At 71.2% G+C, this 24,801-nt stretch carries 28 protein-coding genes, 1 tRNA gene and 1 pseudogene; 12 read left to right on the top strand and 18 right to left on the bottom strand.

All coding sequences use genetic code 11. The features are described 5' to 3' along the window. Positions 1-51: 51 nt before the first annotated feature. Entirely contained in the window at positions 52-1,392 is a 1,341-nt protein-coding gene (locus NH2_RS27030) for a DUF7159 family protein (RefSeq protein ID WP_157103996.1), read from the top strand. Between the two features lie 339 nt (positions 1,393-1,731). On the opposite strand, the pseudogene NH2_RS27025 reads toward NH2_RS27030, so the two are convergent. The 3 genes and pseudogenes from NH2_RS27025 to NH2_RS27015 all read right to left on the bottom strand — a co-directional run. Continuing rightward, positions 1,732-3,006: pseudogene (locus tag NH2_RS27025) on the bottom strand (YibE/F family protein); the annotation flags it as partial. Between the two features lie 302 nt (positions 3,007-3,308). Then, positions 3,309-4,556, bottom strand: coding sequence for a pyridoxal phosphate-dependent aminotransferase (locus tag NH2_RS27020; RefSeq protein WP_067660496.1), 1,248 nt, complete (start codon positions 4,554-4,556; stop codon positions 3,309-3,311). 87 nt (positions 4,557-4,643) lie between these two features. Then, a complete protein-coding gene (locus tag NH2_RS27015; protein ID WP_084505937.1) occupies positions 4,644-6,002 on the bottom strand; it encodes a helix-turn-helix domain-containing protein in 1,359 nt (452 codons plus the stop codon). A 250-nt stretch (positions 6,003-6,252) separates the two neighbouring features. Here NH2_RS27015 and NH2_RS27010 point away from each other — a divergent pair, with 250 nt between their 5' ends. Beyond that, positions 6,253-6,690 carry a hypothetical protein gene (locus NH2_RS27010; RefSeq protein ID WP_067660490.1) on the top strand — a complete coding sequence of 146 codons (438 nt, stop codon included), beginning with the start codon at positions 6,253-6,255 and terminating at the stop codon, positions 6,688-6,690. A gap of 36 nt (positions 6,691-6,726) precedes the next feature. Here the strand turns inward: NH2_RS27010 and dcd are convergent, their stop codons facing one another. Beyond that, positions 6,727-7,326, bottom strand: a complete 600-nt coding sequence (dcd, locus tag NH2_RS27005; RefSeq protein WP_067660487.1) for a dCTP deaminase — start codon at positions 7,324-7,326, stop codon at positions 6,727-6,729. Positions 7,327-7,454: 128 nt separating this feature from the next. Here dcd and NH2_RS27000 point away from each other — a divergent pair, with 128 nt between their 5' ends. The 5 genes from NH2_RS27000 (at position 7,455) to NH2_RS26980 (ending at position 10,279) form a co-directional block, all read left to right on the top strand. Continuing rightward, positions 7,455-8,228: an SDR family NAD(P)-dependent oxidoreductase gene (locus tag NH2_RS27000; RefSeq protein ID WP_067660484.1), complete on the top strand. Its 774-nt coding sequence runs from the start codon at positions 7,455-7,457 to the stop codon at positions 8,226-8,228. After that, positions 8,228-9,055 (top strand): deoxyribonuclease IV, encoded by an 828-nt coding sequence (locus NH2_RS26995; protein WP_067660481.1) that lies wholly within the window; start codon positions 8,228-8,230, stop codon positions 9,053-9,055. Before NH2_RS27000 ends, NH2_RS26995 begins: the two co-directional genes overlap by 1 nt. A 60-nt stretch (positions 9,056-9,115) precedes the next feature. After that, positions 9,116-9,186, top strand: a tRNA-Gly gene (locus NH2_RS26990). Positions 9,187-9,258: 72 nt separating this feature from the next. Further along, positions 9,259-9,900, top strand: coding sequence for a DUF433 domain-containing protein (locus tag NH2_RS26985; protein WP_067660478.1), 642 nt, complete (start codon positions 9,259-9,261; stop codon positions 9,898-9,900). Beyond that, a complete protein-coding gene (locus NH2_RS26980; protein WP_067660475.1) occupies positions 9,866-10,279 on the top strand; it encodes a PIN-like domain-containing protein in 414 nt (137 codons plus the stop codon). Before NH2_RS26985 ends, NH2_RS26980 begins: the two co-directional genes overlap by 35 nt. A 4-nt stretch (positions 10,280-10,283) precedes the next feature. Here the strand turns inward: NH2_RS26980 and NH2_RS26975 are convergent, their stop codons facing one another. Both NH2_RS26975 and NH2_RS26970 read right to left on the bottom strand, forming a co-directional pair. Then, a complete protein-coding gene (locus NH2_RS26975; RefSeq protein ID WP_067660470.1) occupies positions 10,284-10,700 on the bottom strand; it encodes a nitroreductase family deazaflavin-dependent oxidoreductase in 417 nt (138 codons plus the stop codon). 6 nt (positions 10,701-10,706) lie between these two features. Then, positions 10,707-11,111 carry a VOC family protein gene (locus tag NH2_RS26970; RefSeq protein WP_067660465.1) on the bottom strand — a complete coding sequence of 135 codons (405 nt, stop codon included), beginning with the start codon at positions 11,109-11,111 and terminating at the stop codon, positions 10,707-10,709. 108 nt (positions 11,112-11,219) lie between these two features. Here NH2_RS26970 and NH2_RS26965 point away from each other — a divergent pair, with 108 nt between their 5' ends. Then, the gene (locus NH2_RS26965; protein WP_157103995.1) at positions 11,220-11,528 is read left to right on the top strand and encodes a hypothetical protein; all 309 of its coding nucleotides are present in this window, start codon (positions 11,220-11,222) and stop codon (positions 11,526-11,528) included. A 172-nt stretch (positions 11,529-11,700) separates the two neighbouring features. On the opposite strand, the gene NH2_RS26960 is transcribed toward NH2_RS26965, so the two are convergent. From NH2_RS26960 to NH2_RS26945, 5 genes are all read right to left on the bottom strand, one after another. Next, positions 11,701-12,198, bottom strand: coding sequence for a flavin reductase family protein (locus tag NH2_RS26960; protein WP_067660459.1), 498 nt, complete (start codon positions 12,196-12,198; stop codon positions 11,701-11,703). Next, positions 12,191-12,706 (bottom strand): NADPH-dependent FMN reductase, encoded by a 516-nt coding sequence (locus NH2_RS26955; protein ID WP_067660456.1) that lies wholly within the window; start codon positions 12,704-12,706, stop codon positions 12,191-12,193. Before NH2_RS26955 ends, NH2_RS26960 begins: the two co-directional genes overlap by 8 nt. Further along, complete coding sequence (locus NH2_RS29110; RefSeq protein WP_157103994.1) at positions 12,703-12,870, bottom strand: hypothetical protein; 168 nt, start codon at positions 12,868-12,870, stop codon at positions 12,703-12,705. The genes NH2_RS26955 and NH2_RS29110 overlap by 4 nt, the downstream gene beginning before the upstream one ends. Next, a complete protein-coding gene (sfnG, locus tag NH2_RS26950) occupies positions 12,870-13,982 on the bottom strand; it encodes a dimethylsulfone monooxygenase SfnG (RefSeq protein WP_067660453.1) in 1,113 nt (370 codons plus the stop codon). The genes NH2_RS29110 and sfnG overlap by 1 nt, the downstream gene beginning before the upstream one ends. Positions 13,983-14,116: 134 nt before the next feature. Continuing rightward, positions 14,117-15,499, bottom strand: a complete 1,383-nt coding sequence (locus NH2_RS26945) for a styrene monooxygenase/indole monooxygenase family protein (protein WP_067660450.1) — start codon at positions 15,497-15,499, stop codon at positions 14,117-14,119. On the opposite strand from NH2_RS26945, the gene msrC reads away from it, so the two are divergent. Further along, complete coding sequence (gene msrC, locus NH2_RS26940) at positions 15,462-16,085, top strand: free L-methionine (R)-S-oxide reductase MsrC (RefSeq protein WP_369690068.1); 624 nt, start codon at positions 15,462-15,464, stop codon at positions 16,083-16,085. The two genes, NH2_RS26945 and msrC, sit on opposite strands and share 38 nt — an antisense overlap. A gap of 13 nt (positions 16,086-16,098) precedes the next feature. Here msrC and NH2_RS26935 read toward each other — a convergent pair whose 3' ends face one another. The 3 genes from NH2_RS26935 to NH2_RS26925 all read right to left on the bottom strand — a co-directional run bounded on the left by NH2_RS26935 (position 16,099) and on the right by NH2_RS26925 (position 18,364). Next, positions 16,099-17,307 (bottom strand): acyl-CoA dehydrogenase family protein, encoded by a 1,209-nt coding sequence (locus tag NH2_RS26935; protein WP_067660444.1) that lies wholly within the window; start codon positions 17,305-17,307, stop codon positions 16,099-16,101. A gap of 67 nt (positions 17,308-17,374) precedes the next feature. Further along, complete coding sequence (locus tag NH2_RS26930; RefSeq protein ID WP_067660441.1) at positions 17,375-17,701, bottom strand: hypothetical protein; 327 nt, start codon at positions 17,699-17,701, stop codon at positions 17,375-17,377. A 75-nt stretch (positions 17,702-17,776) separates the two neighbouring features. Continuing rightward, positions 17,777-18,364 (bottom strand): TetR/AcrR family transcriptional regulator, encoded by a 588-nt coding sequence (locus NH2_RS26925; protein WP_067660438.1) that lies wholly within the window; start codon positions 18,362-18,364, stop codon positions 17,777-17,779. 94 nt (positions 18,365-18,458) lie between these two features. Between NH2_RS26925 and NH2_RS26920 the strand changes: the two genes are divergently transcribed. After that, positions 18,459-19,235: an alpha/beta fold hydrolase gene (locus NH2_RS26920; RefSeq protein ID WP_067660435.1), complete on the top strand. Its 777-nt coding sequence runs from the start codon at positions 18,459-18,461 to the stop codon at positions 19,233-19,235. On the opposite strand, the gene NH2_RS26915 is transcribed toward NH2_RS26920, so the two are convergent. From NH2_RS26915 to NH2_RS26905, 3 genes are read right to left on the bottom strand one after another with little or no spacing between them, the layout of a single operon-like run. Continuing rightward, positions 19,236-19,874, bottom strand: coding sequence for a TetR/AcrR family transcriptional regulator (locus tag NH2_RS26915; RefSeq protein ID WP_067660432.1), 639 nt, complete (start codon positions 19,872-19,874; stop codon positions 19,236-19,238). A gap of 3 nt (positions 19,875-19,877) precedes the next feature. Beyond that, on the bottom strand, positions 19,878-20,642 hold the full coding sequence (locus NH2_RS26910; protein WP_067660429.1) for a crotonase/enoyl-CoA hydratase family protein: 765 nt from the start codon (positions 20,640-20,642) through the stop codon (positions 19,878-19,880). Continuing rightward, positions 20,639-22,165, bottom strand: a complete 1,527-nt coding sequence (locus NH2_RS26905) for a TLP1 C-terminal extension domain-containing protein (protein WP_067660426.1) — start codon at positions 22,163-22,165, stop codon at positions 20,639-20,641. Before NH2_RS26905 ends, NH2_RS26910 begins: the two co-directional genes overlap by 4 nt. A gap of 210 nt (positions 22,166-22,375) precedes the next feature. Between NH2_RS26905 and NH2_RS26900 the strand changes: the two genes are divergently transcribed. After that, the gene (locus NH2_RS26900) at positions 22,376-23,482 is read left to right on the top strand and encodes a glycoside hydrolase family 183 protein (RefSeq protein ID WP_067660423.1); all 1,107 of its coding nucleotides are present in this window, start codon (positions 22,376-22,378) and stop codon (positions 23,480-23,482) included. 22 nt (positions 23,483-23,504) lie between these two features. Next, positions 23,505-24,176 (top strand): class I SAM-dependent methyltransferase, encoded by a 672-nt coding sequence (locus tag NH2_RS26895; RefSeq protein WP_067660421.1) that lies wholly within the window; start codon positions 23,505-23,507, stop codon positions 24,174-24,176. On the opposite strand, the gene NH2_RS26890 is transcribed toward NH2_RS26895, so the two are convergent. Beyond that, complete coding sequence (locus tag NH2_RS26890) at positions 24,165-24,764, bottom strand: alpha/beta hydrolase family protein (RefSeq protein WP_067660536.1); 600 nt, start codon at positions 24,762-24,764, stop codon at positions 24,165-24,167. The two genes, NH2_RS26895 and NH2_RS26890, sit on opposite strands and share 12 nt — an antisense overlap. Positions 24,765-24,801 lie beyond the last annotated feature (37 nt).

The raw sequence follows: 24,801 nt of genomic DNA, 5'->3' as shown, positions 1-24,801 counted from the left end.
CAACCGGCGGGGGCTCGCATGTCGTGCGGTATTCGACGAGATGGGCAGCTGATGAGTTCGGTACTGGGAGTTTCGGTGGGGGCAGGGGCCGTCCGTCTGGCGCGCCCGCACGCCGGCTCCGCCCCCCAGGCCGGCCCGGCCTATGACATCCAGACCATCCCGGTCGGTCGTCAACCGGTCGAGGAGCTGACCGCCGAGGCCATCGGCGTCACCTGCGAGGCCACCCCCGATATCGGCGCCACCGCCATCTCCTACCGCAGCGAACAGCAGGCGCGGGCATTGCGCGCGGCCATGGCGCGGCAGCAGCTCACCAACTACGAGCTGGTGCCCGAGGTGGTCGCCGCGCTGGAGTACGTGCACCGCACCGGTGAGATTCGCGGGATCTCCTCGCTCGTCGTGTACGACCTGGGGAGTTCCGGGCTCACCGTCAGCGTGGTCGACGCGCAGAACCGCGAGGTCAGGCACAGCGAGCGCACGAGCGACATCAGCGGCGACTACCTGGATTCGCTGATCCGGGAGCAGCAGATCGCCTCCGGGCGCATCGCGCACCCACAGGATCCTGCCGGGCTCGCCGCCCTGGACGCGCTCTGCCGCGAGGCCAAGGAGCAGCTCTCCAGCAATACCGCGGTCGCGCTTCCCAGCGAGCAGGGCTTGGTCCTGTTGGCGCAGGAGAACTTCGAGGCTTTGATCATGCTGGCGATCGAGTCGTCGGCGCGGATGGCGCGGGACGTGATCGTGCGCTCCGATCGGCCGGTGCACGGTGTGCTCGCCATTGGCGGGTGCGCGCGGATTCCGCTGGTGGCCAAGGTGCTCGAGCGCTGGATGGGCGTCCCGGTGATCGTGCCCGCCGAGCCGGAGACGGTGATGGCGCGCGGCGCCGCGCTGCTCGCCCGGCCGGTTCGGCCGGTCGCGCCGCCGCAGCAGTCGCAGCCCGGGCACCCGCTCGTCGCGGTACCCGGCCAAAACCGTCTCGACGACGCCGATCTCGCGCCCGCCTGGCTCTCGGCGCCCGCTGCCCGGGGGGAGCGGCGCGGTGTCAGCGGTGCGGTGCTCGCGGTGAGCGCGCTCGCCGTCGTCGCCGCCATCGGCCTCGGGCTCGGGTACGGGCCGCAGGTGCTCGAGCGCGATTCGCACCAGCAGGGTGAGGGTGACACCGCGGTGCCGACCACCAGCGTTCCGCGCACCACGACACTCGACCCGTCCATCGCGGTCGCGCCCGCTACCACCACCGAGACAGTGCACGAGTCGGTCGCTGTCCCGCCTCGGCGCTCCGAGACCACCGAGGATCAGGCCCCGGCTCCCGCCCCGCCCGGGCCGAACACCTTCGTGGTCCCCGGCCTCCCGCCGATCGTCGTTCCGACGATCCCACCCCTCTTCCCACCCCCGCGCTAGCGCATCCACGGGGCCGGCTTCGGGTGGGGACCGCCGCGCCCGAGCCGGCCGGATGCTCCGACGTTCGACGTGTTGGATCTGCCGCTACCGCTCGGGTGAGCCGCCCTACTCGCGCGAGTGCCGCGAGCGAGGCGGCTCATCGTTCCGCGGCCAACCCTGCGGCGGGGGTGTGGGGGCCCGAGTCCCCTGCGGCGGCGTCGGGGCATCCGCCCAGGACGAACTCGGCTTCATGGGCCGCCGCCTCCCGGACTCGTTGGTCCGAGAAGACGAACCCCCGGAAGGCCGCCGCACCCGCTCTGTCCCCTGCCCCGGTGTCCGCGAACCCGCCCGTGCGGGCTTCCGCGCATCGACCGGACGTCGCGCCGCACGAACCGGCTCCTTCGCCTTCCCCCCGAACGGCCGCGCCAGCAATGTCGCGATAATCGTCGTCAGCGGCACCGACAACGCCAAAGCAATACCACCGACCGCGGAACGAGCGATCTCGATCGCTACCGCATCCCCGACCAGCACATCCCGGATGGAACGCCCCGCAACGCTGAACAACAGCAGCAGCGGCAACGCCCCACCGGCGTAGGCGAGCACCAGCGTGTACACGGTGCTGGCGATGTGATCCCGCCCCACCCGCATGGCAGCGGCGAAAATCTCCCGCCGCGAAGCCTTCTCGTCCAGCGCCGCCAACTCGAAAGCAGCAGCCGCCTGCGTAATGGTGACGTCGTTGAGCACACCGAGCGACCCGATGATGAACCCCGCCAACAGCAGCCCGGTAATGCTCACGTGCTGCAAGTACGTGGCGACGTTGGTGTTCTGCTCCTCGGAGAGACCGGTGATCCGCGTCATCTCGATAGCGACCCAGGAGAGCACCGCCGCCAGCACCATCGAGGTCAGCGTGCCGAGCAGCGCCGAACTGGTCCGCAGGTTCACCCCGTGCGCCAGGTACAGCACCGAGTACAGAATCAGCGAACCGGCGACCAGCGCAACCGGAATGGCCGGTTTGCCATCCAAGAGCGCCGGCAGCATGAAGACCACGAGCACCCCGAAGGCGAAGCCGAGCCCGAGCAGCGCCCGCAACCCACGCCACCGCGCGACCGCGATGATCACCACAACGAAGACGATCACGATGAGCGTCAAGGGCAGCCCGCGCGCGTAGTCGTCGAAGGAGTACATCGGCGCGCCCGAGGGGTCGGTCTGCCGGACGATCCGAATCTCGTCACCGACCCGCAGATCCGGCTGCCCGGGCCCGGGCGCGATCTCGAAGAGCGTGCGATTCCCCTGATGCACCCCGGAGTCGATGCTGATCAGCGAACGCTGGCATTCGTAGGCATTCACCCGCGGCGCCTCGGGCACATCGGCGAAGACCTTGCCCTGCGACGGGCTGCCACACGGCCCGATGTCCTGCTGAACCACCGTCCCGGCCTCGGTCTGCACCGCGCCGCCGCCCGCGTTCTGCATGGGCAGCGGGATCTCGACGTGCTGCTTGCTCGGCCACAGCAGCACCGCACCGGCCACCACCAGGACGCCGATCACGGCGAGCAGGCCGACGACCACCCTGGCCGCGGTCGCGCCGATCGCGATGGGACCGGAGTGGTCGTGATGGTGGTGGTGATGATCGCTCACCGGGCGAGCTTAAAGGATGTGGTTGTCATCTCCGCGACCAGCGGGAGGGCGGTGCGGAGGGGGAATTCGGGAAGGGGCGGCGGAGAGCAGGGGGATGTCTCCGCCGCCCGCGAGCCGACGGCCCAGGGGGGTAGGCGGCCGGACCCGATGATCGGATTGTCCAGGGGGGGTAGACAATCCGACCGGGCACTCGAAGTGCCGAGGCCCACTGTACACAAACGTCCTCGTTTTGCGCTAGTCAGTCTTCAAAACTCGGTTGTATCCATACATAAGGTTTGTTTCACCCCGCTTAAACAGGGGACTTACTGCCTGTAGGAGGAGAGGAAGTTCCCGAAGCGCTCGATGGCGACCGCCAAATCGCGGGCCCACGGGAGCGTCACGATGCGCAGGTGGTCGTGGTTCGGCCAGTTGAAGCCGGTGCCCTGGACCATCAGGATCTTCTCCTGCAGCAGCAGGTCGAGCACGAGTTTCTGGTCGTCGTGGATCTCGTGCACCTCGGGGTCGAGGCGGGGGAAGGCGTAGAGCGCGCCCTTGGGCTTCACGCAGGAGACGCCGGGGATCATATTGAGCCGCTCCCACGCGACATCGCGCTGCTCCAGCAGCCTGCCGCCGGGCAGGATCAGATCCTCGATGCTCTGGTGCCCGCCGAGCGCCACCTGGATGGCGTGCTGCGCGGGGACATTCGGGCAGAGCCGGGAGGAAGCGAGCAGGTCGATGCCCTCCAGGAAACCGGCGGCGTGCTCCTTGGGGCCGGTGATGGCGAGCCAGCCGGAGCGGTACCCGGCCACCCGGTACGCCTTCGACAGGCCGTTGAAGGTGAGGCAGAGCAGGTCGGGGGCCATGGTGGCGAGCGAGATGTGCTTGGCGTCGTCGTACAGGATCTTGTCGTAGATCTCGTCGGCGAGCAGCAGCAGCTGGTGCCTGCGGGCCACGTCGGCGAGCTGCTGCAGCACCTCGGCGGAGTAGACCGCGCCGGTCGGGTTGTTCGGGTTGATCACCAGCAGCGCCTTGGTGCGGTCGGTGATCTTCGACTCGATATCGGCGATATCCGGCTGCCAGCCGTCCGCCTCGTCGCAGAGGTAGTGCACGGGGGTGCCGCCGGCCAGGCTGGTCATGGCGGTCCAGAGCGGGTAGTCGGGCGCGGGGATGAGTACCTCGTCGCCGTTGTCGAGCAGCGCCTGCATGGTGATGGTGATCAGCTCGGAGACGCCATTGCCCAGGTAGACGTGGTCGACGTCGAGCTCGGGGAAGCCGGGGACCAGCTCGTACCTGGTGACGATGGCGCGGCGGGCGGGCAGTATCCCCTTCGACTCCGAGTACCCCTGGGCATTCGGCAGCGCGGCGATGATGTCGCGCATGATCACGTCGGGGGCCTCGAAGCCGAAGGGCGCGGGGTTGCCGATATTGAGCTTGAGGATGCGGTGCCCCTCGGCCTCCAGCCGTGCCGCCTGCGCGTTCACCGGTCCACGGATCTCGTAGACGACGTTCTGCAGCTTCGTGCTCTGCTCGAGCACACGCGGGGCGGGATGACTGGGGCTCACCCGCTCCATGGTGCCACCAACCGCAACCGGATATCCGGTCCGGCTACCCTCCGGTAGCGAAAGGGTCCAGTTTTCGCCGACCGGACTCCTCGCAGGTCAGCCCTGGCCCCCCGCAATTCCGCGGACCGCGGTGCTCGCGCAGAACTCCTCGATCCGCTCGTCCAGTTCGCGCGCGCCCGCGGCATCCCGGAAGTGCGGCGCGGCGATCCGCCTGCGCACTCCGCCGAGCCGCTCCTGGAGCTGCTTGATCCGCTTGTCCTCGTCCAGCCTGAGGACAGGCACCAGCGCCTCGGCGGCGCCGTCCAGGCTGCCATTGACCAGGTGCGCGGTGGCATTATCCACTCGGGCCAGCGATTCGGCGCCGTACGAGCGCTGGTGCGACGGCCCGCTGGCGTAGAGCTCGATGGCCTGCTCGGTGGCGGCCAGCGCCGGGTCGGCGCGGCCGAGGTCGATCAGGGTGGCGCCCGCGTAGTACTGCGCCTTGGCCGCGCCGAAGCCGAAGACTCCGCCGATCTCATCGTGCAGCAGGTCGACGGTGCCCGCGCCCGCCTTGGCGTCCTCGGCGGCGCGGATGCAGCGCTCCACGTCGTCGGCGCTGCCGAGGCGGGACCAGATGCGCGCCTCGATATTCAGCAGCCGCACCCGCGCGGTCGGCGAGTCGGCGTAGGCGAGCCCGCTGCGGGCGAGTTCGACGCCGCGCCGGGGGCGGTCCGACCAGTACTCGACGAGCGCGTGCATGCCGCGGGTCCAGGCGCGTAAGCCGTTGTGCTTGCTCAGCTCGCCGTAGGCGAAGGCCGCGCGCACCTGATCGCCCGCGGCGTCGTAGTGCCCGAGATCGGTGCTGGCATTGGCCAGCAGCCCGGAGAGGATGCCGGCGAGGAGATAGAGGTGGCTGGTGTCGGCGGGCTGCTGGCGCCCCTCGAGTAGTCGGTAGACGCGGCGGCGCACGCGCATCATCTCGACCGCCATCGGCACCGGGGGCACGTGCACGTAGTCGTTCGCGATCCGCGACACATCCGCGTCCAGCTGTTCCAGCGTGGTCGCGCCCACATTCGTCCCCTCGGCCCGGCCCGCGTGTTCGCTGGCCTCATGGGCAGCAGCCATGATCAGATCCCTCTCCGAAACAGCGGTCAGCGCATCGCCTCTCAGTGCGCCCGCGTCTATCAGGGCGAGCAGATCGGCGTCGCTGGAGTACCCGATGCGCGCTCCGGCGCGAGCGCGCTGCTGGTTGTCGGGCTGCTGGTGATCGGGCTGCGGAACGGAAGGGCGTTCCTCCTGCGCGTGCTCGATCAGCGCCGCGAAACGTGCCCGCACGACATCGTCGGACCTGGCGAGGGATGTATCCAGAGCGGCTTGATTGATCGGTCGTGGGCGGACCCGGGCGCCGCCCGCCTCCCACTTCGATACCAGGCGTTCGTGCACGCCGAGATGGGCGGCGAACTCCCGGATACTCATGCGCTTGGCATCGCGAAGGGCCCGGGCCTCTCTTCCTGACCAGTGCCGGACCACGATGTCATCCCTTCCCGCACGAACTCTCCCTCCCAGGGTACGGGCGGTTTGTGGGTGCGGCCACAGGGAATTCGCAATCGCTATCAGTGGCAGTGCGAGTGGGGCAGCGCAGGGGCAGCGATGCGCTGGCGCGGGTGCGCTGCCGGGGCCGGGCGAACCGCCCATCCTGGGTCCATGGCAGGGCGAGGAGGCGGCCATGGGCGTCGACCGACCGATCACCACGGCGGAGTGGGTGACCCACTACCGCGAAGAGTACGGCCTACCCGTCGCCGAGCGCGGCGGCTACCTCATGCTGCCGATCACCGGGCGGATCGGGGTGGTGCACGTGCCCGCCATCCGCGCGCACCGGGTGCGCGCGGCGCTGGATCGGCACGGGTCGAGGGGTCCCGTGCTGGCCAGGCAGATTCGCTGGAGCTTCCTGGCCGAGCCGGATATCGCGCCGGGGCCGCAGGTGCTGGAATCGCTCGGGCGCAACGACATCGGGCTGCCGGGGATCGGCAGCGCGGTCATGCTCCCCACCGGGCTCGGGCGCTGGACCAGGGAGGGGTGCCACTGGGTGATCCCGCCGGAGCGCGACGCCGCGCTGCCCGCGCTCTCCACCGTGCTGCGCACCGCGCTGGCCGCGACCGCCTGACAGCGGCCCACCCGATGACCGCGGCGAGCACCCGGCTCAGCGCCGCTCGGTGCCCTCGACGACCGCGGGCGGCAGCGAGAAGTTCAGGTAGGAGCGCGACGGTGTCGGCCCACGCTGGCCCTGATATTTCGACCCCGCGGCCGCGCTGCCGTACGGGTGCTCGGCCGGGCTGCTCAGCCGGAACAGACAGAGCTGGCCGATCTTCATGCCCGGCCAGAGCGTGATCGGCAGATTCGCGACATTCGAGAGCTCCAGCGTGATGTGCCCGCTGAACCCCGGGTCGATGAAACCCGCCGTCGAGTGCGTGAGCAGCCCGAGCCTGCCCAGGCTCGACTTTCCCTCCAGGCGGCCCGCCAGGTCGTCCGGGAGTGAGCACACCTCCAGCGTCGAGCCGAGCACGAACTCACCGGGGTGCAGGACGAAGGGCTCGCCGTCGGGCGGCTCGACCAGGCTGGTCAGCTCGTCCTGGCGGCGGGCCGGGTCGATGTGGGTGTAGCGGGAGTTGTCGAAGACCCGGAACAGCCCGTCCAAGCGGATGTCGATGCTCGACGGCTGGACGGCGTTCTCCAGCAGCGGCTCGACGCCGAGCCGGCCGGCGGCGATCTCGGCGCGCAGGTCACGATCGGAGAGGAGCACGGGGTGAGCGTATCGTCCGGCCGATCCGGCCGGCCCGCCCCGGGTGCGACGACGAGGCAGATATCCTCGCACCTGTTCACCGGCGCGCCCGTCCTGCCGGTATTCGCCAGCGACCGGAGGTTGTGCCGATGACCGACTCGAACCCGTTCGACCTGACCGGGCATGTGGCTGTGGTCACCGGCGGAAACTCCGGGATCGGGCTCGGCTTCGCCCGCGGGCTCGCTCGTGCCGGGGCCGCCGTCTGCGTGATCGGGCGGAATGTCTCGCGCAACGAGGCCGCGGCCGCCGAGCTGCGCGGTTTCGGCGGCGAGGTGCTCGCGCTGGCCTGTGATGTGGGCGAGGAACAGCAGATCGCGGACACCATCGGCCGCGCCGCCGCCGAGCTCGGCCGGATCGACTCCTGCTTCGTGAACGCCGGTGTTCCGCAGACGACCACTCCATTCCTGGAGACCAGCCTCGCCGATTTCCGCTCGGTGACCTCGATCAATCTGGACGCCGCGTTCGTCACGCTGCGCGAGGCCGCCAAGGTGATCGTCGCGCAGGGTGACGGTGGCAGCCTGGTCGGCACCGCCAGCCTCGCCGCGCGGCAGGGCCCCGCGCGCGGGCAGTCGTATGCCGCGAGCAAGGCCGGGCTGATCGCCATGATGAATTCGATCGCCGTCGAGCTCTCGCGGCACGGGGTGCGGGCCAACTCGGTGCTACCCGGGTGGGTGGAGACGCCGATGACCGAGGGGATCTTCGCCTGGGATCGGTTCCGGGAACGGGTGCAGCCGCGGGTTCCCGTCGGCCGCTGGGGCACGACCCGGGACTTCGAGTCCGTCGCGGTGTATCTGGCCAGCCCCGCCAGCGCCTTCCACACCGCCGACACGCTGCTCATCGACGGCGGATACAGCGTCTTCTGATGGCTCCGATCGGCGCGGCCATCCGGGTGTCCGGTGGGCTGATGAAGACCGGGGTGCGGGAGACCGCGGCGATCGGAGCGGAGGTGGTGCAGTTCTTCTCCGGAAATCCGCGGGGGTGGAAGGCGCCTGCTCTCGATCTCGCGGATGCTTCGGCCTTTCGCTCGTACTGCGGTGCGGCTGGGATTTCCGTTTACATCCACGCGCCCTATTTGCTGAACGTGGGCTCGCCCGACCCCGCCGTCCTGGCCAATTCCCTTGCCGCGCTGGCCGAGTGTCTGCGGCGGGCCGCTCTGGTCGGGGCGCTCGGCGTGATCCTGCACGCCGGGTCGTCCATTACCCCTGATTTTCGAGGTGAGGCGCTGCGGCGGCTACCCGATGCGCTCGGGCCGCTGCTCGATGCCGCGCCGCCCGGGCCCTCATTGCTCATCGAGCCGACCGCGGGTGGCGGGGCCGCGCTGGCCTCCGACAGTGCCAGCACCGTCGAGTACTTCGCGGCCTTGAACGATCCCCGGGTCGGTTTGTGCCTCGACACGTGTCACCTGCACGCTGCCGGTGAGGATCTCTCCACGCCGTTCCGGCTCAGGAAGGTGCTGCGCGGGTTGGCTACCGCTGTCGGGCGGCTGGATCTGTTGCACGTCAATGACAGTCAGGATCCGCGGGGGTCGAAGCGGGATCGGCATGCGTCGCTCGGGAGCGGGTTTCTCGGTGTCGCGCCGCTGCCGGGGTTGTTCGGGTCGCCGGTACTGCGGAAGGTTCCGATGCTGGTGGAGACGCCGGAGGCGGGGGCCGGGGTTGCGTTGCTCAAGGAGCTCAGGAGCCGGCGCTGACGCGGGATTTGCCTCGTCCACCGCCCGATCTGCTACGCTGGCGGTCGCGCTCCGGCGCATGCCGATGTAGTTCAATGGTAGAACTTCTGCTTCCCAAGCAGATGGCGCGGGTTCGATTCCCGTCATCGGCTCTACAGTATGGCCAGGGCCGATGCCCTGGCCATACTGCTTTCGTCGACCAGCGCAGGTAGGGAGGTGCGGGGGTGGTCGATCGCTTCAAGGACGCGCTGTTTACTCCCGGCGAAGTCGCGCACCATCTGGTCATTCCGCCGAGCACCGTGTACGGGTGGCTGGCCGACGACGCGCCCGGCGGACCACTGGTACATCGGGTCGAGCCCGAGCGGCGCGGACGGACCAGCGTGCCGTTCATCGCCATGGTCGAGGCGTACGTACTGCGGGTGCTGCGGACGGATCTGCATTTCAGCAAGCAGCGTATCCGGCAGGCCGCCGACGAGCTGCGCCGGGAATTCGCGACGCCCTACGCGCTGGCGAGCAGCAAGATCGCGACCGACGGTATCGATATATTCCTGCAGCACAGCGATGGGGAATTCGCGCGGGTCGGGGACCGGCAGATGCCGGTGCGCGAGGTGATCGAGGGCAGTTTGACCTACATAGGGTGGGACGAGGACGGGTACGCGAACCGTCTGCGATTGCGGCGCTTCCCGGATGCGGCGCCGGTGATCATCGATCCGCGGTTCAGTTGGGGGGATCCGGTCGTTGAGCGGAACAAGGTGCAGGTGCAGGCGATCGTCGACCTCTGGCGGGCCGGGGAGTCGCTGGACGTCGTCGCCGAGAACTACGGCCTGACGCGTGCGGAAGCCGAAGCGGTCTGCCGCGCAGCCTGAGTTCTTCATCGACCGCAATCTCGGCAAGCTCGTTCCGGAGGGGCTGCGGGCGCTCGGGTGGCAGGTGCACCTCATCGCCCACCACTTCGCGGACGATGCCCAGGGCACCGCGGACGAGGAGTGGATCCGGTACGGGCTGGAGCGCGGCTGGATTCCGCTCTGCAAGGACGGCAAGATCCGCTCCCGGCCGGTCGAACGGCAGCCGTTGATCGATTACAGCGCTCCGCTCTTCTACCTGGAAAGCCGTCAACTAAAGGTCAGCGAGATGGTGGAGCGGCTGCATGCCGCGCGGCCCCGGATCCACCGCGCCGTCGCCAAAGGTGGCCCGGCGGCGTACGCGGTGGGCGCGAACGGGCAAGTCACCAAGCGCTGGCCGTAGCGCACTACCGAGCCGCGAGGCGGACCAGGGGATACTCGCGGTCCGACTTCTTCTGGTACTTCGCGTACCGCGGCTGCGCCTCCACGATCCGCGCCCAGGCCTGCTCCCGCTCGGCACCATCGAGCGGGGTGGCGGTGACGGGGGTGGGTGATGAGCCGTGCAGCTCGATGGCGACCCGCGCGGGGTTGGCGCGCAGGTTGGCGTACCAATCGGGGTTGCGGTCGCCGCCGCCGGAGGCGACGACCAGCCGGTCGGCGCCGTCGGCGAACCAGCTGAGCGGGGTCTCCCGCGGCTCCCCGGACCTGCGACCGACGGTGTGCAGGATCAGCATCTCCATCCCCATCATGGCCCCGCCCTTACGGCGGATGCGGGTGGCGGTGCGGGCGTTCGTCGTGCGCTGGAACCAGAGCGAGAGGGACATGAGAGCTCAACCCTTCTGGTTGATCCGGACGAGGTTGCCCGCGGGGTCGCGGAAGGCGCAGTCGCGGACGCCCCACGGCTGGTCGGTGGGCTCCTGGACGACGTCGGCGCCCGCGGCCTGGATGCGGTCGAAGACGGCGGTGAGGTCGGGGGTGGCGAGGTGGATGCGGGCGTAGCTGCCCCGCTCCATCAGGGCGGCGATGGTGCTGCGCTCGGCGGCGGCGAGGTCGGGGTCGCCGTCAAGGGGGTAGAGCACGATCGAGGTGGCGCCGGGCGGGGCGACGGTGATCCAGCGCATGGCGCCGGAGCCGACGTCGTTGCGGACCTCGAAGCCGAGTGCGTCGCGGTAGAAGGTGAGCGCGGCGTCGGGGTCGGTGTGCGGGAGGAAGGTCTGGTCGATGCTGAGTTCCATGCGGTCAACGCTAGGAGCGCGGCCGCTACCTGCGCTTCTCGATTCCTGATCGGTTCGCACGAGGCCGAAATTCGTACGAAAAGCATTCGACCGCTTACTATTCCGCCCATGAGGAAAATTGCGATGCTGGCGGGGACGGCCGCGGCCGCGGCGCTGACCGTGGCGGGGGCCGGGAATGCCGCCGCGGACCCGGTGATCGAGGCCTACGTGCAGGCGGCGACGGCGGCGTGTGCGGAACAGGGCTACACCTACGACGCACAGCAGGCGGCCACCGGTTACCGCCCGGCCACCGTGCAGTGCGTCAACCGCAAGGCGTTCGCGCTGGTCTTCGTGCCGATCGCCGACGGCACTCCGTGCACCATCCTGGACGGCTTCAACCCCCGCGAGGGGTCGGCCGCGGGCGGGCTCTGTGTTTGATTTGCCCGGCTTCGTTTGATTTGCCCGGCTTCGCCGGGCGGGTTCGCGGCCCCTGGGAGTCCCGTCGTTCAGCGCTCGAGACTTGCGCCTGCGGCGCGTGCGCTTCGAGCGCTGAACGACGGGACGGGCCGCGAACGGGGCTCGTATTGCTCGCCCCCTTCGGGGTGGGTTTCTAGCCGGCTAGCAGCCGGCGGAACTTGCTGCCTTGGAAGACCAGGGGCTCGATATCGGCGCGGGTGGCTATGCGGTGGATCCGCAGGATGACGACGCTGTGGTCGCCCGCGGGCACCTCGGCCTCCGGCACGCCCTCGATCCAGGCCGAGGCGCCGTCGATGAAGACCGACTCGCCGGTGCCCCGGTGCAGCTCGGAGCCGTGGAAGCGGTCGCCCTCGCGGGTGCCCAAAGCCTTGGCGGCTGCCTGCTGGTCGGTGCCGAGCAGGCTCAGCCCGAGGTGCCCGGCCTTGGCCAGCAGCGGCCAGGTCGAACTCGAGTTCTGCACGCAGAAGGAGACCAGCGGCGGGTCGAGTGAGACCGGGACGAAGGTGCTCACGGCGAGGCCGTAGGGCGTGCCGTCGATCTCGGCGGCCACCGCGACCACCCCGCTGGGGAAGTTCGCGAAGGCCCGGCGCAGGCCGGAGCCGTCGGCGGGGAATTCGAAGAGGTCATGCATGATTCGCCGCTCCCGTGCCGAGGATGAGCGCGTCGACCACCGGCCGCCAGCGCTCGGTGTACGCGGTCAGGACTCCGTCCTCGGCGAAGGTGCGGTCGGCGAGGTAGAGCCCGGGTAGCGCGGTGGTCGCGCCGATCTCGGTCAGTACCGGCTTGAGCAGCAGGTCCGGGGCGAGCGCGTGGGCGGGCCCGGCGCCGAGCATGAGCGGGACGGCGACTACACCGGCCAGGCCGGTGCCGCCGTCGAACTGCTCGAGGAAGAGCTTGAGCAGCCCGGTGTAGGTGGCTTTGAAGGTCGGGCTGGCGACGATCACCAGATCGGAGGCGGCTACCCGCTCCTTGGCGGCGGTGACCGCGGGATCGCCCCAGCCGAGCAGCCCCGCGCCGAACTCGATCAGGTCGACCACGGCGGGCTCCTCGCCCGGTCGCAGCCCCTTGGCCAGCAGGGTCGCGGCGGTCAGGGTGCGCGAGGCCGGCTTGGGGTTGCCGACCACGACGGTGACTGTCATGTCCTCTCCTTCCGCACGTTCCGGATGACGCCGTGCAGCGGTGGCGGCGTGCCCCGCAGCGGGGCACGGCCGATGTGCTGATACTTCCACCGCACGTCGTGCCGGGTGTGCGTGCGCGCAGTGCGCCGGAAGTGGTCGATCCGGTCGGCGGCGACCGCGGACATCAGCTGACCGCGACCGGCTGCTCGGCGGCCTCCAGCTCGCGCACCAGCGGGAGCACGCGCGCGCCGAAGTACTCGATCTCCTCTTGGAAGTGCAGGAAGCCGCCGAGGATCAGGTCGACGCCGAGCTTCCGGTAGGCGACGATGCGCTCCGCGACCTGCTCCGGCGTGCCGATGAGCTGGGTGCGGAAGCCGTCGTTGTACTGGACCAGGTCCTCGAAGGTGGAGTCGGCCCACATGCCCTTGCGATCGCCGGTGGCGGCGCCCGCCTGCTGCACGGCCTCCCGGAAGCCCTCGACCGCGGGTTTGTTCGCCTTGGCGATGATCTCGCGCAGCGTCTCGCGGGCCTCCTTCTCGGTGTCGCGGGCGATGATGAAGCCGTTCAGCCCGAAGTTCACCTCGCGGTTCCGCTCGCGGGCGTGCCCGCGCACGTCGGTGAGCTGCTCGATGACGCCGTCGAAATCCTTGCCGTTGGAGAAGTACCAGTCGGCGTAGTAGCCGCCGTTGCGGCGGGCCGCGCTGGAGTTTCCGCCCTGGAAGAGCTCCGGGTTCGGGCGCTCGGGGGTGTTCAGCGGCTTGGGCTTGAGGGTGAAATCGCGGATGCGGTAGAAATCGCCGCCGTAGTTCACCTCGTCCTCGGTCCAGATCTTGCGGATCACCTCGAGGAACTCGCCACTGCGGCGGTACCGCTCGTCGTGCTCCAGCCACGGCTCGCCGAGCGCCTTGAACTCGCCTGCGAACCAGCCGGAGACCACATTGATGGCGAACCGGCCGTTGGAGAGATGGTCGGCGGTGGCGCCGAACTTGGCGAGCACCGCCGGGTGCCAGAGCCCGGGGTGCACGGCGGCGATCACCTTGAGCCGCTCGGTGGCGCCGAGCAGCGCCAGGCTGAACGAGGTGGATTCGTGCTGGAACTCGGCGCCGTAGGAGGCGGTGTAGCGCACCTGGGAGAGCGCGTAGTCGAAGCCGTTGTTCTCCGCGGTCTGCGCGAGCTTCCTGTTGTACTCGAAATCCCAGCTGGTGCGCTGCTCGATGTCGCTGGTGACCAGCCCCCCGCTGACATTGGGCACCCAGTAGGCGAACCGGATCTGCTCGGCGATCTTCTCGGTGGTCATACGTGTCTCCTAGCGTCGGCCGCGCCCGGCCGGGGTCGTCTTCCATGTCAGCACCGGCGACCGGATCGGCCGAGGGTTTGAATCCCCGCGATCCGATCGGCGGTGCCATCGATGCCCGAGGCGGGGGCGTAACGTCAGGCCGGGACGGCGTCGGCCTGGTACTCCGAGCGCGCGAAGCGGCCCGCGGGGGCGAACTTCGCCAGCAGTTCGCCCGCGTCCTCGCCGGTGATCAGGGAGATGTAGGCGAGGGCATCGTCGACGGACTCGATCTCGGCGAAGGGCTGCGGCCGGTGCAGCAGCCCGACCAGCGCCGAGGCGAACCTGGGGTGTACCGCGGCGGCGGCGAAGAAGGCATTGCCGATCTCGCCGAACTCCGGGTCGCTGAGGAAGAGCCGGGTCACCTTGGCGGCGGCCTCGGCGCGGTAGGCGAGGAACTCCGCGTACCGCGCGCCCAGCCAGGCGGCGTCGAACGGCCCGTCGTGCACGGCGGCCGCGGCGACCAGCCGCTGCGCCTGCACCAGCCCGCCCTGCGCGCCCTGCCCGGCCACCGGGTCGTGCGCCACCGCGGTGTCGCCGAGCGCGCCGACGGCGTGGCCGCTCGCGGTGTACCCGACGCCCTCGCGCACCACCGGGCGCACGGCGCCCCTGAGCCACGAGTGCGGGTCCTCGCTCAGGTGCCGGGTGGCGAGCACCTCGGGCAGATCCCATTCGAGGTAGTCGCGGTAGAGCTGCTGCACGATGCGGTGCGCGGACTCGGCGGAGTCGGCGGCGGCGAAGCGCTGCTCCCAGTCGCTGCCCGGCCGCGCCCAGCCGATGAAGGCCCAGGTCCAGCCGACGTCCTTGTGCAGGTACGGCCCCCACCAGACCTCGCCCTGGTCGGCGACGATGGAGAAGAGGCTGTGCGCGCCGCCGGCCGGGCTGCGGTGCGCGAAGACCTCGCGCCCGGCGCCGAGCCCGCCGACGGTGAGCGCGAGCAGGCTGCGCTGCGGCTCGTCGTAGACGGTCCGGGCGCTGTCCACCGGGAAGAGGTCGACGAGCCCGGCCTTGCCGGTGGCGACCAGGGTGAGGTCGTGCTTCGCGGCGATGCCGTCCAGCGCCTCCGGGGTCACCGCCTCGACCACGAAGGTGCCGCCCCTGCTCCGGAACTCGGTGAGCCGCTCGTCGGCCTTGAGCCTGGTGTCGACCGCGACGCCGACGTAGCCGTCGAAGGTGCCGTCGAAGCCGATGAGCTCGGGGCGATCCGGGCCGGGGCCGGCGATGCGCACGCTGAGCCCGGTGTGCCGGGGCGCGCGGCCGGTGTAGCTGTCCAGCCCGAGCGCGGATTCGGCCTGCTGCACCTCGCCGAACTCCAGCGCGGTGCCGGTGGCCGGGACGTCGTCGCGCAGCGCGCGCTGGTCTCTGTCGCTGTACAGGGTCACGTCGAACCCGGCGTCGAGCAGGCCGAGTGCCGCCGTGACACCGGTCTGTCCGGCGCCGACGATGGCCGCGCTGCGGATGGTGGAGGTAGTCGATGTCATATCCGAATGGTGCGGGCGGCGCGCACGGCACTGGAGTATTGCGATCAGAGAGAATGGATTCCGGCTATTGCCCGGCGGTAGCCCTACCATCGGCGGTATGTCGTTCGATATCACCGAGCTCAGCGGCGGCCGGGCCGAACAGTACCGTCAGCTGCGGGAACAGGCCGAATCGCTGCTCGCCGGGGAAACCGACCGGGTGGCCAATTCCGCGAATCTCGCGGCGTTGATATTCCACGCCCTCCCGGATCTGAATTGGGCCGGTTTCTATTTCACCCGGGGTGCGGAACTGGTGGTCGGACCATTTCAGGGGAAGCCCGCGTGTGTGCGGATCGCGTGGGGGCGCGGGGTCTGCGGGGCCGCGGCGGCGAGCGGGGAGACGCAGGTCGTGCCGGATGTGCACGCCTTCCCCGGGCACATCGCCTGCGACGCGGACAGCCGGTCGGAGATCGTGATTCCGCTGCGGCGCGGGGGCGCGGTGCTGGGGGTGCTGGATCTGGACAGCCCGAAGCCCGGCCGATTCGACGAGGTCGATCGGGCCGGGCTGGAGGAGCTGGCGGCGGTTTTCGTCGCCTCGCTCGGCGACTGAGCGCGGCGCGCGGTCAGGCGGGTTTCCGCTCGCCCGCGCTCCAGGCGAAGGGCAGCTCGGCGCCGTTCAGCAGGTGGTCGCCGATGGCGCGGGCCTTCTGGATGGCCGGGTTGTGCACCGAGATGGTGCGGGCATTGCGCCAGTGCCGGTCCAGCCGGAGCTTCTCCGAGGTGATCGAGGCGCCGCCGACCTCGAAGAGCAGCGAGGTGGCGGGCAGCACGGTCTCGATGACGCCGATCTGCGCCTGCGCGGCGGCGAGCTCGACGGCCACCAGGTCGCGCTCGTCGGTGGCGCCCGCCGCGAGCACCCGGTCCAGCTCGTCGGCGACGGCGAGCACGGCGGCGCGGGCGGTGAAGGCGGCGGCGGAGAGTTTGCCGATCACCTGCTGCACCAGCGGGTCGTGGCGGGGCAGGTCACCGGCGGAGTGGGTGTAGCCGCGGGTGCGACGGGCCACCCATTCGCGGGTGTCGGCCTCGGCCCGGGCGGCGATCCCGGCCAGCACCGCGAGCTGGAAGAGCTGCAGGTAGCCGGTGGAGTAGGTAGCGCCGGGGTTGCCGTAGCCGGGGCCGAGAATCCGGTCCGCCGGGACGACGACCCCGCTGAACTCGGTGGTGCCGCTGGCGGTGAGCCGCTGCCCGAAGCCGTCCCAGTCGTCGTGCCTGCGCACGCCGTCGGCATCGGCGTCGACCAGGATGCCGAGCCGCTCGCCGTCCCGGTCGGCGGCGACCAGGATGTGATCGGCGTAGAGCGAGCCGGTGCTGTAGTACTTGGTGCCGTCCAGCACCCAGTCGTCGCCGCGCTTCGTGAGCCGGGTCTGGTAGCGATCCACCGCGCCGACGCCCGGCTCGGTGATGGCATTGCCGACCAGCGTCCCCTCGCCGATCCTGCGCAGCCACTCGTCCCGCACCTCCCCCGCCTCGGCGATCAGCTGGTCCTCGACGAAGACGAAGTGCACCCGCAGTGCCTGCGGCAGGTTCGACTCCGCCGCGGCCAGGTCGATGAGCAGCCGGAACAGCTGCCGCACGCTCGCGCCGTAGCCGCCGGACTCCACCGGGGCGCGCAGCGCGCCGAAGCGGGCGGCGCGCAGCTGCGCCACCTCGTCGTACACCAGTCTGCGGTCCACTTCGCGCTCGACCGCGCCATCGGCGATCCGCGCGAAGATCGGCTGGAAGATCCGGTCGAGTTCGGCGTCTGTGGTCTGCTGCGACTGGGTGGAGGTCATGGCCCAACGATGACCGAGCCCGGCCGCCGCCTCACCCATTGCGGTCAGGCGGATCGGAATCCGGTTTTCAGCGCGCTCCGGCCACGCACTCGGTGCCGATCTTGCCGCGCGCCTCGCGCGACTTGGCGGCGTCGTCGGCGCTCATTCCCATGTTCTCCGGATCGGACTGCACGGCGGCCTGGTCGTCGCTGATCAGCGTGCGCAGCCCGGCCTGCGAGATGCCCGCGTCGACGAAGACCCTGGCCGCGCAGTCGGCCAGCGCCGCGTCCCTGAGGCCCTTGTCCTGCAGCGACTTCGAGAGGTCGGCGGCGGTCAGCTGCGGCTCGTCCGCCCCGCCGCAGCCCGCGAGTACCGGCAGCGCGATCAGTGCCGCGACGATCAGGGTTTTCCGCACCCGAATCCTTCCCTCTGCGTGTGCTTTCGCTGCGGATCATGCCGCACGGGCGACGCCGGGCACCAGCCCCCGCGGTCACCGGGTGAGCGGACCGAGGTAGCGAGTGGCGAAGGCGCGCAGCGCGGCCTCGTCGCGCAGGTCCGACCAGCCGTCCGGGGTGAGCACGGCGGACTGGGCCAGCCGCAGCGCGATCTCGGCGGCGGCGTCGGCCTCGAAGTCCGGGCGCAGCGCGCGGCACTGGGCGACCAGGAATTCCCGGCAGGCGCGCAGGATGGGCGCGCCCTCGGTGGTGAGGTGCGGCAGGAAGGTCTCCGGCTCGCTGCGCAGCAGCCTGCCGATCAGCGAGTCGGTGCGGACCAGCAGCACCGCGCGTACGAACCCCTCCACCAGCCGCTCCCCCACAGTCGGACGGTTCGCGACCTCGGCGGCGATCTCCCTCAGCACGCGCAGGATCCAGCGCTGCAGCGCGGCGGCGATGAGCTCGTCCTTGGTGCCGAAGCGGCGGTACACGGTGGTGCGGTCGACCTTCGCGCGGCGCCGGATGTCCTCCACCGAGACCCGGCGCAGCCCGTGGTCGCCGAGCTCGGCCAGCGCCGCGTCCAGGATGCGAGCGGTCACCGGATCGCGCCCGGTGCCCGGCTCCTCCAGCAGCGCGAAGCTCACGCCGCCCCGCGCGGGACCGCCACCTGCTCTGCTGAAGACATAGAGCAACAGTAATTGACCATTTGTTGCCTCGCAATGGGCTAGGGTTCCGGCCATGGTGAAGCTGAACCACCGCCGCGTCGGCTCCGGCGAACCGCTCGTGCTGGTGCACGGCATCGGCAGCCGCTGGCAGGTGTGGGAGCCGCTCTTCGACCGGCTGGCGGAATCGTTCGAGGTCATCGCGGTGGATCTGCCCGGGTTCGGCGGCAGCGAGCCGCTGCCGGTGACCACCGTCGAGACGCTCACCGACGCGCTCGGCGCGTTCATCGCCGCCGAGGGGCTGGAGCAGCCGCACCTCGCCGGGAACTCGATGGGCGGGCTGATCACGCTGAACGTGGCCGCGCGCGGCCACGCCCGCTCGGTGACGGCCTTCTCCCCCATCGGCTTCTGGGGCACCGCGGGCCGGGTCTGGTGCCAGCAGTCGCTGGGCCGGGCGCGCGGCCTCGCGCGGGCCATCGAGCCGAAACTGCCCGCGCTGCTCGGCAACCCGGCCGGGCGCACCGCCTTCCTGGAGCTGGTCTTCGGCAAGCCGTGGCAGGTCACGCCGGAGGTCGCGCTCGCCACCGTGCGGGGCGCGGTGAACGCGCCCGGCTTCCCCGGGGCACTCGAGTCGTTTCGCGACGCGAGGCCGCGCCAACTCGGCGCGCTCGCCGCGATCCCGGTAACGGTGGCCTGGGGCAATCGGGACATCCTGCTCACCTACGCCACCCAGAGCCGGAAGGCGCGGCGGCTGCTGCCGAACGCCAGGCACATCACGCTGCCGGGCAGCGGGCACACGCCGTTCTACGACGACCCGGCCGGGTGCGCGCGGGTCCTGCTCGACCAGCGCTGATCAGCCGCGGCGCGGGGCGAGCGAGGCCGGGTCGGCGGTGCCGAGCAGCACCCGCACGGCGGTGTCCCAGCGCCGCTGGATCTTCCGGTTGCCCGCGACGTCGCCGGTGAGCATGGCCCGCATGGCCAGCCCGGTGACGATCTCGATGGTGAACTCGGTGATGATCGGCACCCGGCTGTCGTCCGGGAACTCGCTGCGGAACGCCTCGCGCACCCGGCTCTGCATCTGCTCGAAGAGCCGGACCTCCAGCGGCAGGAACTCCGCGCGCAGCTCCGGGTCGGTGCGCGCGGCCACCCACATCTCCAGCGCCGCCAGGAATTCCGGGCCGGAGAGCATGCGCACGGTCATGTCGACCGCGCGGGCGAGCCGGTCCGCGCCGTCGGGCAGCGCGTCGAACTCGGTCTCCAGCTGGGCGATCCGGCGCAGCGCGACATGCTCGACCGCACCGGCCAGCAGGTCGGCCCTGGTCGGGAAGTGGTGCTGCAGGGTGCCGCGCGGCACCTGGGCCCGCTTCTGCACCTCCAGCGTGGTGGTGCCCGCGTACCCGACCTCGACCAGGCTGGCCACGGTCGCGTCGAGCAGCCGCGCCCGCATCCGGGTGCGGCGCTGCTCCTGCGTCTCGCGGACCTGGCCCGGCACCGATCAGCGGCCCTGCCAGACCGGTTCGCGCTTCTGCGCGAAGGCGATCGCGCCCTCGGCGGCGTCGGCGGAGATCAGCGCGGGCAGCGCGATCTCGCCCTGCTTGGCGAAGGCCTCTGCGCTCGACCAGTCCGGGGACTCGTCGATGATCCGCTTGCTCGCCGCCACCGAGAGCGGCGCCGCCGCCACGATCTCGGCCGCGAGTTCCAGCGCGACCTCGAGCGCGGTGCCCGGCTCGACCACCCGGTTCAGCAGCCCGAGGTCGTAGAGGCGCTGCGCCGAGATCTGCCTGCCGGTGAGCGCGAGCTCGGCGACGATCGGGCGCGGCAGCCGCTGGGTCAGCCGGAGCACGCCGCCCGCCGCGGCCACCAGCCCGCGCTTGGCCTCGGGAAGCCCGAAGCGCGCGGTGCCTGCGGCGACGATCAGGTCACCGGCGAGGGCCAGCTCGAAGCCGCCGGCCAGCGCGTACCCCTCGACCGCCGAGATCATCGGCTTGGCAGGCGGCTTGGCGGTGATGCCGAGCGGGCCGCGCTTCTCGGTGATCGGCATCTCGCCCTTCGCGGCGGCGATCAGGTCCATGCCCGCGCTGAAGGTGCCATCGGCGCCGGTGAGGACCAGCACGCGGGCGGTGTCGTCGGCCTCGAACTCGTCCACCGCGGCCTCGATGGCGCGGGCGGTCGCCAGGTCGATGGCATTGCGCGCCTTCGGGCGGTTCACGGTGAGCAGCGTGATCGCGTCCCGCTTCTCGACCAGCAGCGAGTCGGTCATCGCACAGTCCTTTCGGTGAGCAGGGCGAGCCGGTCGGCGGCCGCGATCTCGACGCCTGCGCCGAGCGGGTCGCCGTCGGCGAAGGCCGCGATGGTCTCCGGGTCCGAGGCCCGCACCAGTATGCGGGCACCCGCCGGGTTCAGGGCGCTGATCACGACGGCTTCCGGCTCGTCGGCGCCGTCCCCGCCCTTCCGGTACGCGACGGTGTACGACTCGACGGTGGCCGGGCCGGTGTAGCCGGGCGCGGTCGCCCGGCGCGCGGCGGGCACCTCCGGCTCCTCGGCCCGGAAGCGCGCCGCGGGCGGCCGGGTGGAGAGCACCGCCGCGCCGTGCTTGGTGAGGTACCAGCCGACCGCGGTGGCCAGCCCGAAGTCGCCCGGGTGCGCGCGCAGCACCTGGACCAGGGCGGCGAGCGAGTGCGTCGCGTAGTTGTTGCCGGGGCCGCCTGCGAAGGTCAGCCCGCCGGTGCGGGTGAGCGGGCGGGCCGGGTCGTCCAGCGCCAGCCCGAGCGCCTCGGCCGCCACCTGCACGGCGACCGGGAAGCAGGAGTACAGGTCGATGTGCGCGACCTCGTCGATGCCGACGGCCGCGGCGCGCAGCGCGGCGCCGCCCGCCGCGGCGATGGCGGGCGAGGCGGCCAGGTCGGCGCGCTCGGAGACGAACCACTCGTCGGTGGCGGTGGCGATGCCGTGCGGGAAGACCCAGCGGTCGTGCGGGACGCCGGCCGCGTCGGCCGCGGCCGCGCTGCAGACGATCAGCCCCGCGCCCTGGTCGACCGTCAGGTTGGCGGTGAGGAGCTTCGGGTACGGCGTCGCCACCAGGCGGTTCGCCGGGTCCGGCGTGATCAGCTCGGCGACGGTTCTGCGCGCCGGCTGCCAGGCGAAGGGGTTCTCGGCGGCGACCGCGGAGAACCGCGACCAGAGCGCGCCGATCCGCTCCAGGTGCGCCTCCTCGGTCAACCCGAGCCGGCCGCGCAGCGCGGTCTCCATGAGCGCGTAGAAGTACACCGGGCCCCAGAGCCCGGCGGCGTTCTCCATCTCCGAATTCGGGCCGCGGTCGGTGCCGACGACCTCGTCCGGCGCCGCGCCCGCGGGCTCGTCCGGCCAGCTCGGGATGATGCCGGTGCGCGCCGCGGTGATCCCGGCGGCCACCGACTCCGCCCCCGTGAGCAGCGCGACCTCGGCCTTCCCGTCGGCGATGGCCTGCGCCACCCGGCCGAGCAGCTTGATCGGGGCGTCGCCGCCGAAGCGCACCGACTGCAGGGTGCGGGCGGGGGTGGCGCCGAGTTCGGCGGCGGCCAGCGCGCCCAGGTCCCCGTACGGCTTGCTCACCGGCGAGACCGCCGCGACCAGGTCGGCGGCGCGCAGCAGGCGGTCGCCGGTGCCGCTGTCGGCACCCGCGCGGCGCAGCGCCTCAGCGGCGAGTTCGGCGGGGCCCGGCAGGCCCGGCTCCTTGCCGCGGTGCACCACCTGCCCGGCTCCGACCAGGACCGGGGTTCGCGGATCCACTCCGGCTGGCAGCATCGTTCCTCCGCTCGTCGCCAATAACCGTCAACATTGACGGTAACTTGGGTGCGGCGGATCGGCCAGGGAATGACGGCGGCAAGCCCTGGATTTTCCGGGCAGCGCTGTTAGCATTCGTTCGATTTGCCAGACAGTCGGGGTGTGGCGCATCGCATGAACGGCGGGGGTGTGCGGCACGGGTCCCCGGCACGACGCCGGAGGCTCCCCACCGTGCAGAAGACCGCGAGCTTGCTGCTGTCCGCCCTCACCGGACTCTCCGCGCTGCTCCTCACCACGGCGACGCCCGCGGCGGCGAACCCGAACGCCATCAACCCGATCCCGGTGCTGAACGGCAGCACCGGGCTGCCGAACCTGAACGGCCGCGCCCGCGCCGTGTTCCAGGTGACCGGCATGGCGAGCCCGAACAACACCCAGACCTACAACGTGCTCGGCACCGACCTCGGCATCATGTGGGACAACGGCAACGGCGAGATGCTCACCGCCTTCGGCGACACCGCCGGCCTCGGCTTCCCCAACCTGCTCGCGGGCAGCGTGTGGGCCTGGCGCAGCAATATCCTGCTGCGCAGCGACACCAGGAACCCGGCCAACGGCATCTACTTCGACAGCGTCGTCCGTGACATCTTCGGCCAAGCGCGGGATCTGATCCCCAGCCCCAAGGTGCCGTTCCTGGAGATCAGCCGGATTCCGACCGCGGGCATCGCGGTCGGCGGGGTGCAGTTCATGAGCCTCATGTCCATCAAGACCTGGGACGCCGCCGGCCAGTGGACCACCAACTTCTCCGGGCTCGCCGCCTCCGCGGACAACGGCGAGACCTGGGCCGAGCTGCCCGCCACCAAGCGCCCGAACGAGGGCGGCAACGCCAATTTCCAGATGAACGCCTTCGTCGGCCACGGCGAGTGGGTATACGAGTACGGCACCCGCTCCGGCCGCAACAACGCCGCCTACGTGGCCAGGGTGAAGGGCGCCGACATCGGCAACCTGGCCGAGTACGAGTACTGGGACGGCGGCGAGTGGCGCAAGGACGACGTGAACGCGGCGGCCCCGATCATGGGCGGCGTCGGCGAGCTCTCGGTGCTCTACAACGAGTACCTCGGCCAGTACGTCTCGCTGACCACCGACCCGTTCAACTCGGTGGTGCTGCGCCGCTCCCCATCGCCGGAGGGGCCGTGGAGCCCGCCGGAGGTCATCATCGACACCCGCGAGCTGCCCTCGGCCTACGCGCCGTCGATCTTCCCCTACCAGACCGGGCGCGACCTGTACTTCATGACGACGGTGCACAGCCAGTACAACGTGGTGCTCATGCGCACCACGCTCTGACCCGCTTCCTAGACTGGGCGGCATGGATGCCGCCGCCTGGGACGAGCGCTACGCCAGCACCGACCTCGTCTGGGGCGCCCCGCCGAACAGCACCGTGGTCCAGCACATCCACGGCCTGGAGCGGGCGCGGGAGCTGATCGCCGACCCGGACGGCACCGTGCCGGAGTCGCCGCGCGCGCTCGACCTGGCCTGCGGCGAGGGACGCAATGCGCTGTGGCTGGCCACGCACGGCTGGCAGGTGCACGCGGTGGACTGGTCGCAGGTGGCGGTGGACAAGGGGCGGACCGTCGCGACCCGGCTCTCCCGCTCGGTGCGCGCCCGCATCACCTGGGAGTGCGCCGATCTCACCGATCCGGCGGTGCTCGCCGGGCGGTACGAGCTGGTGCTCATGGTCTTCCTGCACCTGCCGCCGGGCGAGCGCCGCGCACTCGTGCGCCGGGCCGCCGAGGCACTGACGCCCGGCGGCACCCTGCTGGTGCTCGGACACGACACGACCAACATCAGCGACGGGTACGGCGGGCCGCGGGACCCGTCCATCCTGTTCACGCCGGACGACATCCGGGCCGATCTGGGGCCGCTGTCGGCGCAGGTCCGGATCGCGGTGGCGGAGCGGGTTCGCCGTCCGACGGACGATCGCGATGCCATCGACGCGCTCGTGGTCGCGCGGAAAAGGGACCATCCCTCAGCGGGCTGACCAGCGGCGGAGCCAGGGCTCGACCACCGTTTCGATCTCGTCGAAACCGCGCCGGAACGCGTGCGGCTGCCCCGTGATCACGTGCAGCTCCGCGACGTCGCCTGCCTCCGGTATCCCGAACGGATCACTGCCGCCACTGATCACCACCACCTCCGCCGCGGACGCGGCAAGCAGCTCCGCGCGCCGCGACTTCTCCGGCTTCCCTGGCGGATGCAGCGGGAACGAGAGCGCGAGCACCCCGCGCGCCCCGGCCGCGGTCGCGGTCCGGCAGGCCACCCGCGCCCCATTGCTGCGCCCGCCCTGCACCAGCGGCACCGGCCCGTAGCGCCGGCGCAGCGCGGCGACGAGCTCGAGCCACGCCGCGTCCTGCTTCTCCGCCGACCCCGGCGCCCGCGCCCCGGCCACCCGGTACGGCTGGAGCACCCGAGCGACCACCGCGCCACAGCGAACCGCCAGGTCACGGACGGTGAGCAAGTCCCTGGCATCGACCCCGCCGCCCGCGCCGTGGGTCAGCAGCACCAGCAGCGACGGCGCGGAAACGTCGTCGATTTCGAGCGAAGCGGGCCCGGCACTGGTGTCGATGCGCACGGTCAACGGTAACGACTCGATGTTCCGCGCATCACAT

Source organism: Nocardia harenae NBRC 108248, assembly GCF_001612885.1.
In the GTDB taxonomy this organism is placed as follows: domain Bacteria; phylum Actinomycetota; class Actinomycetes; order Mycobacteriales; family Mycobacteriaceae; genus Nocardia; species Nocardia harenae.
This window is presented reverse-complemented; position numbering and strand designations above follow the sequence as displayed.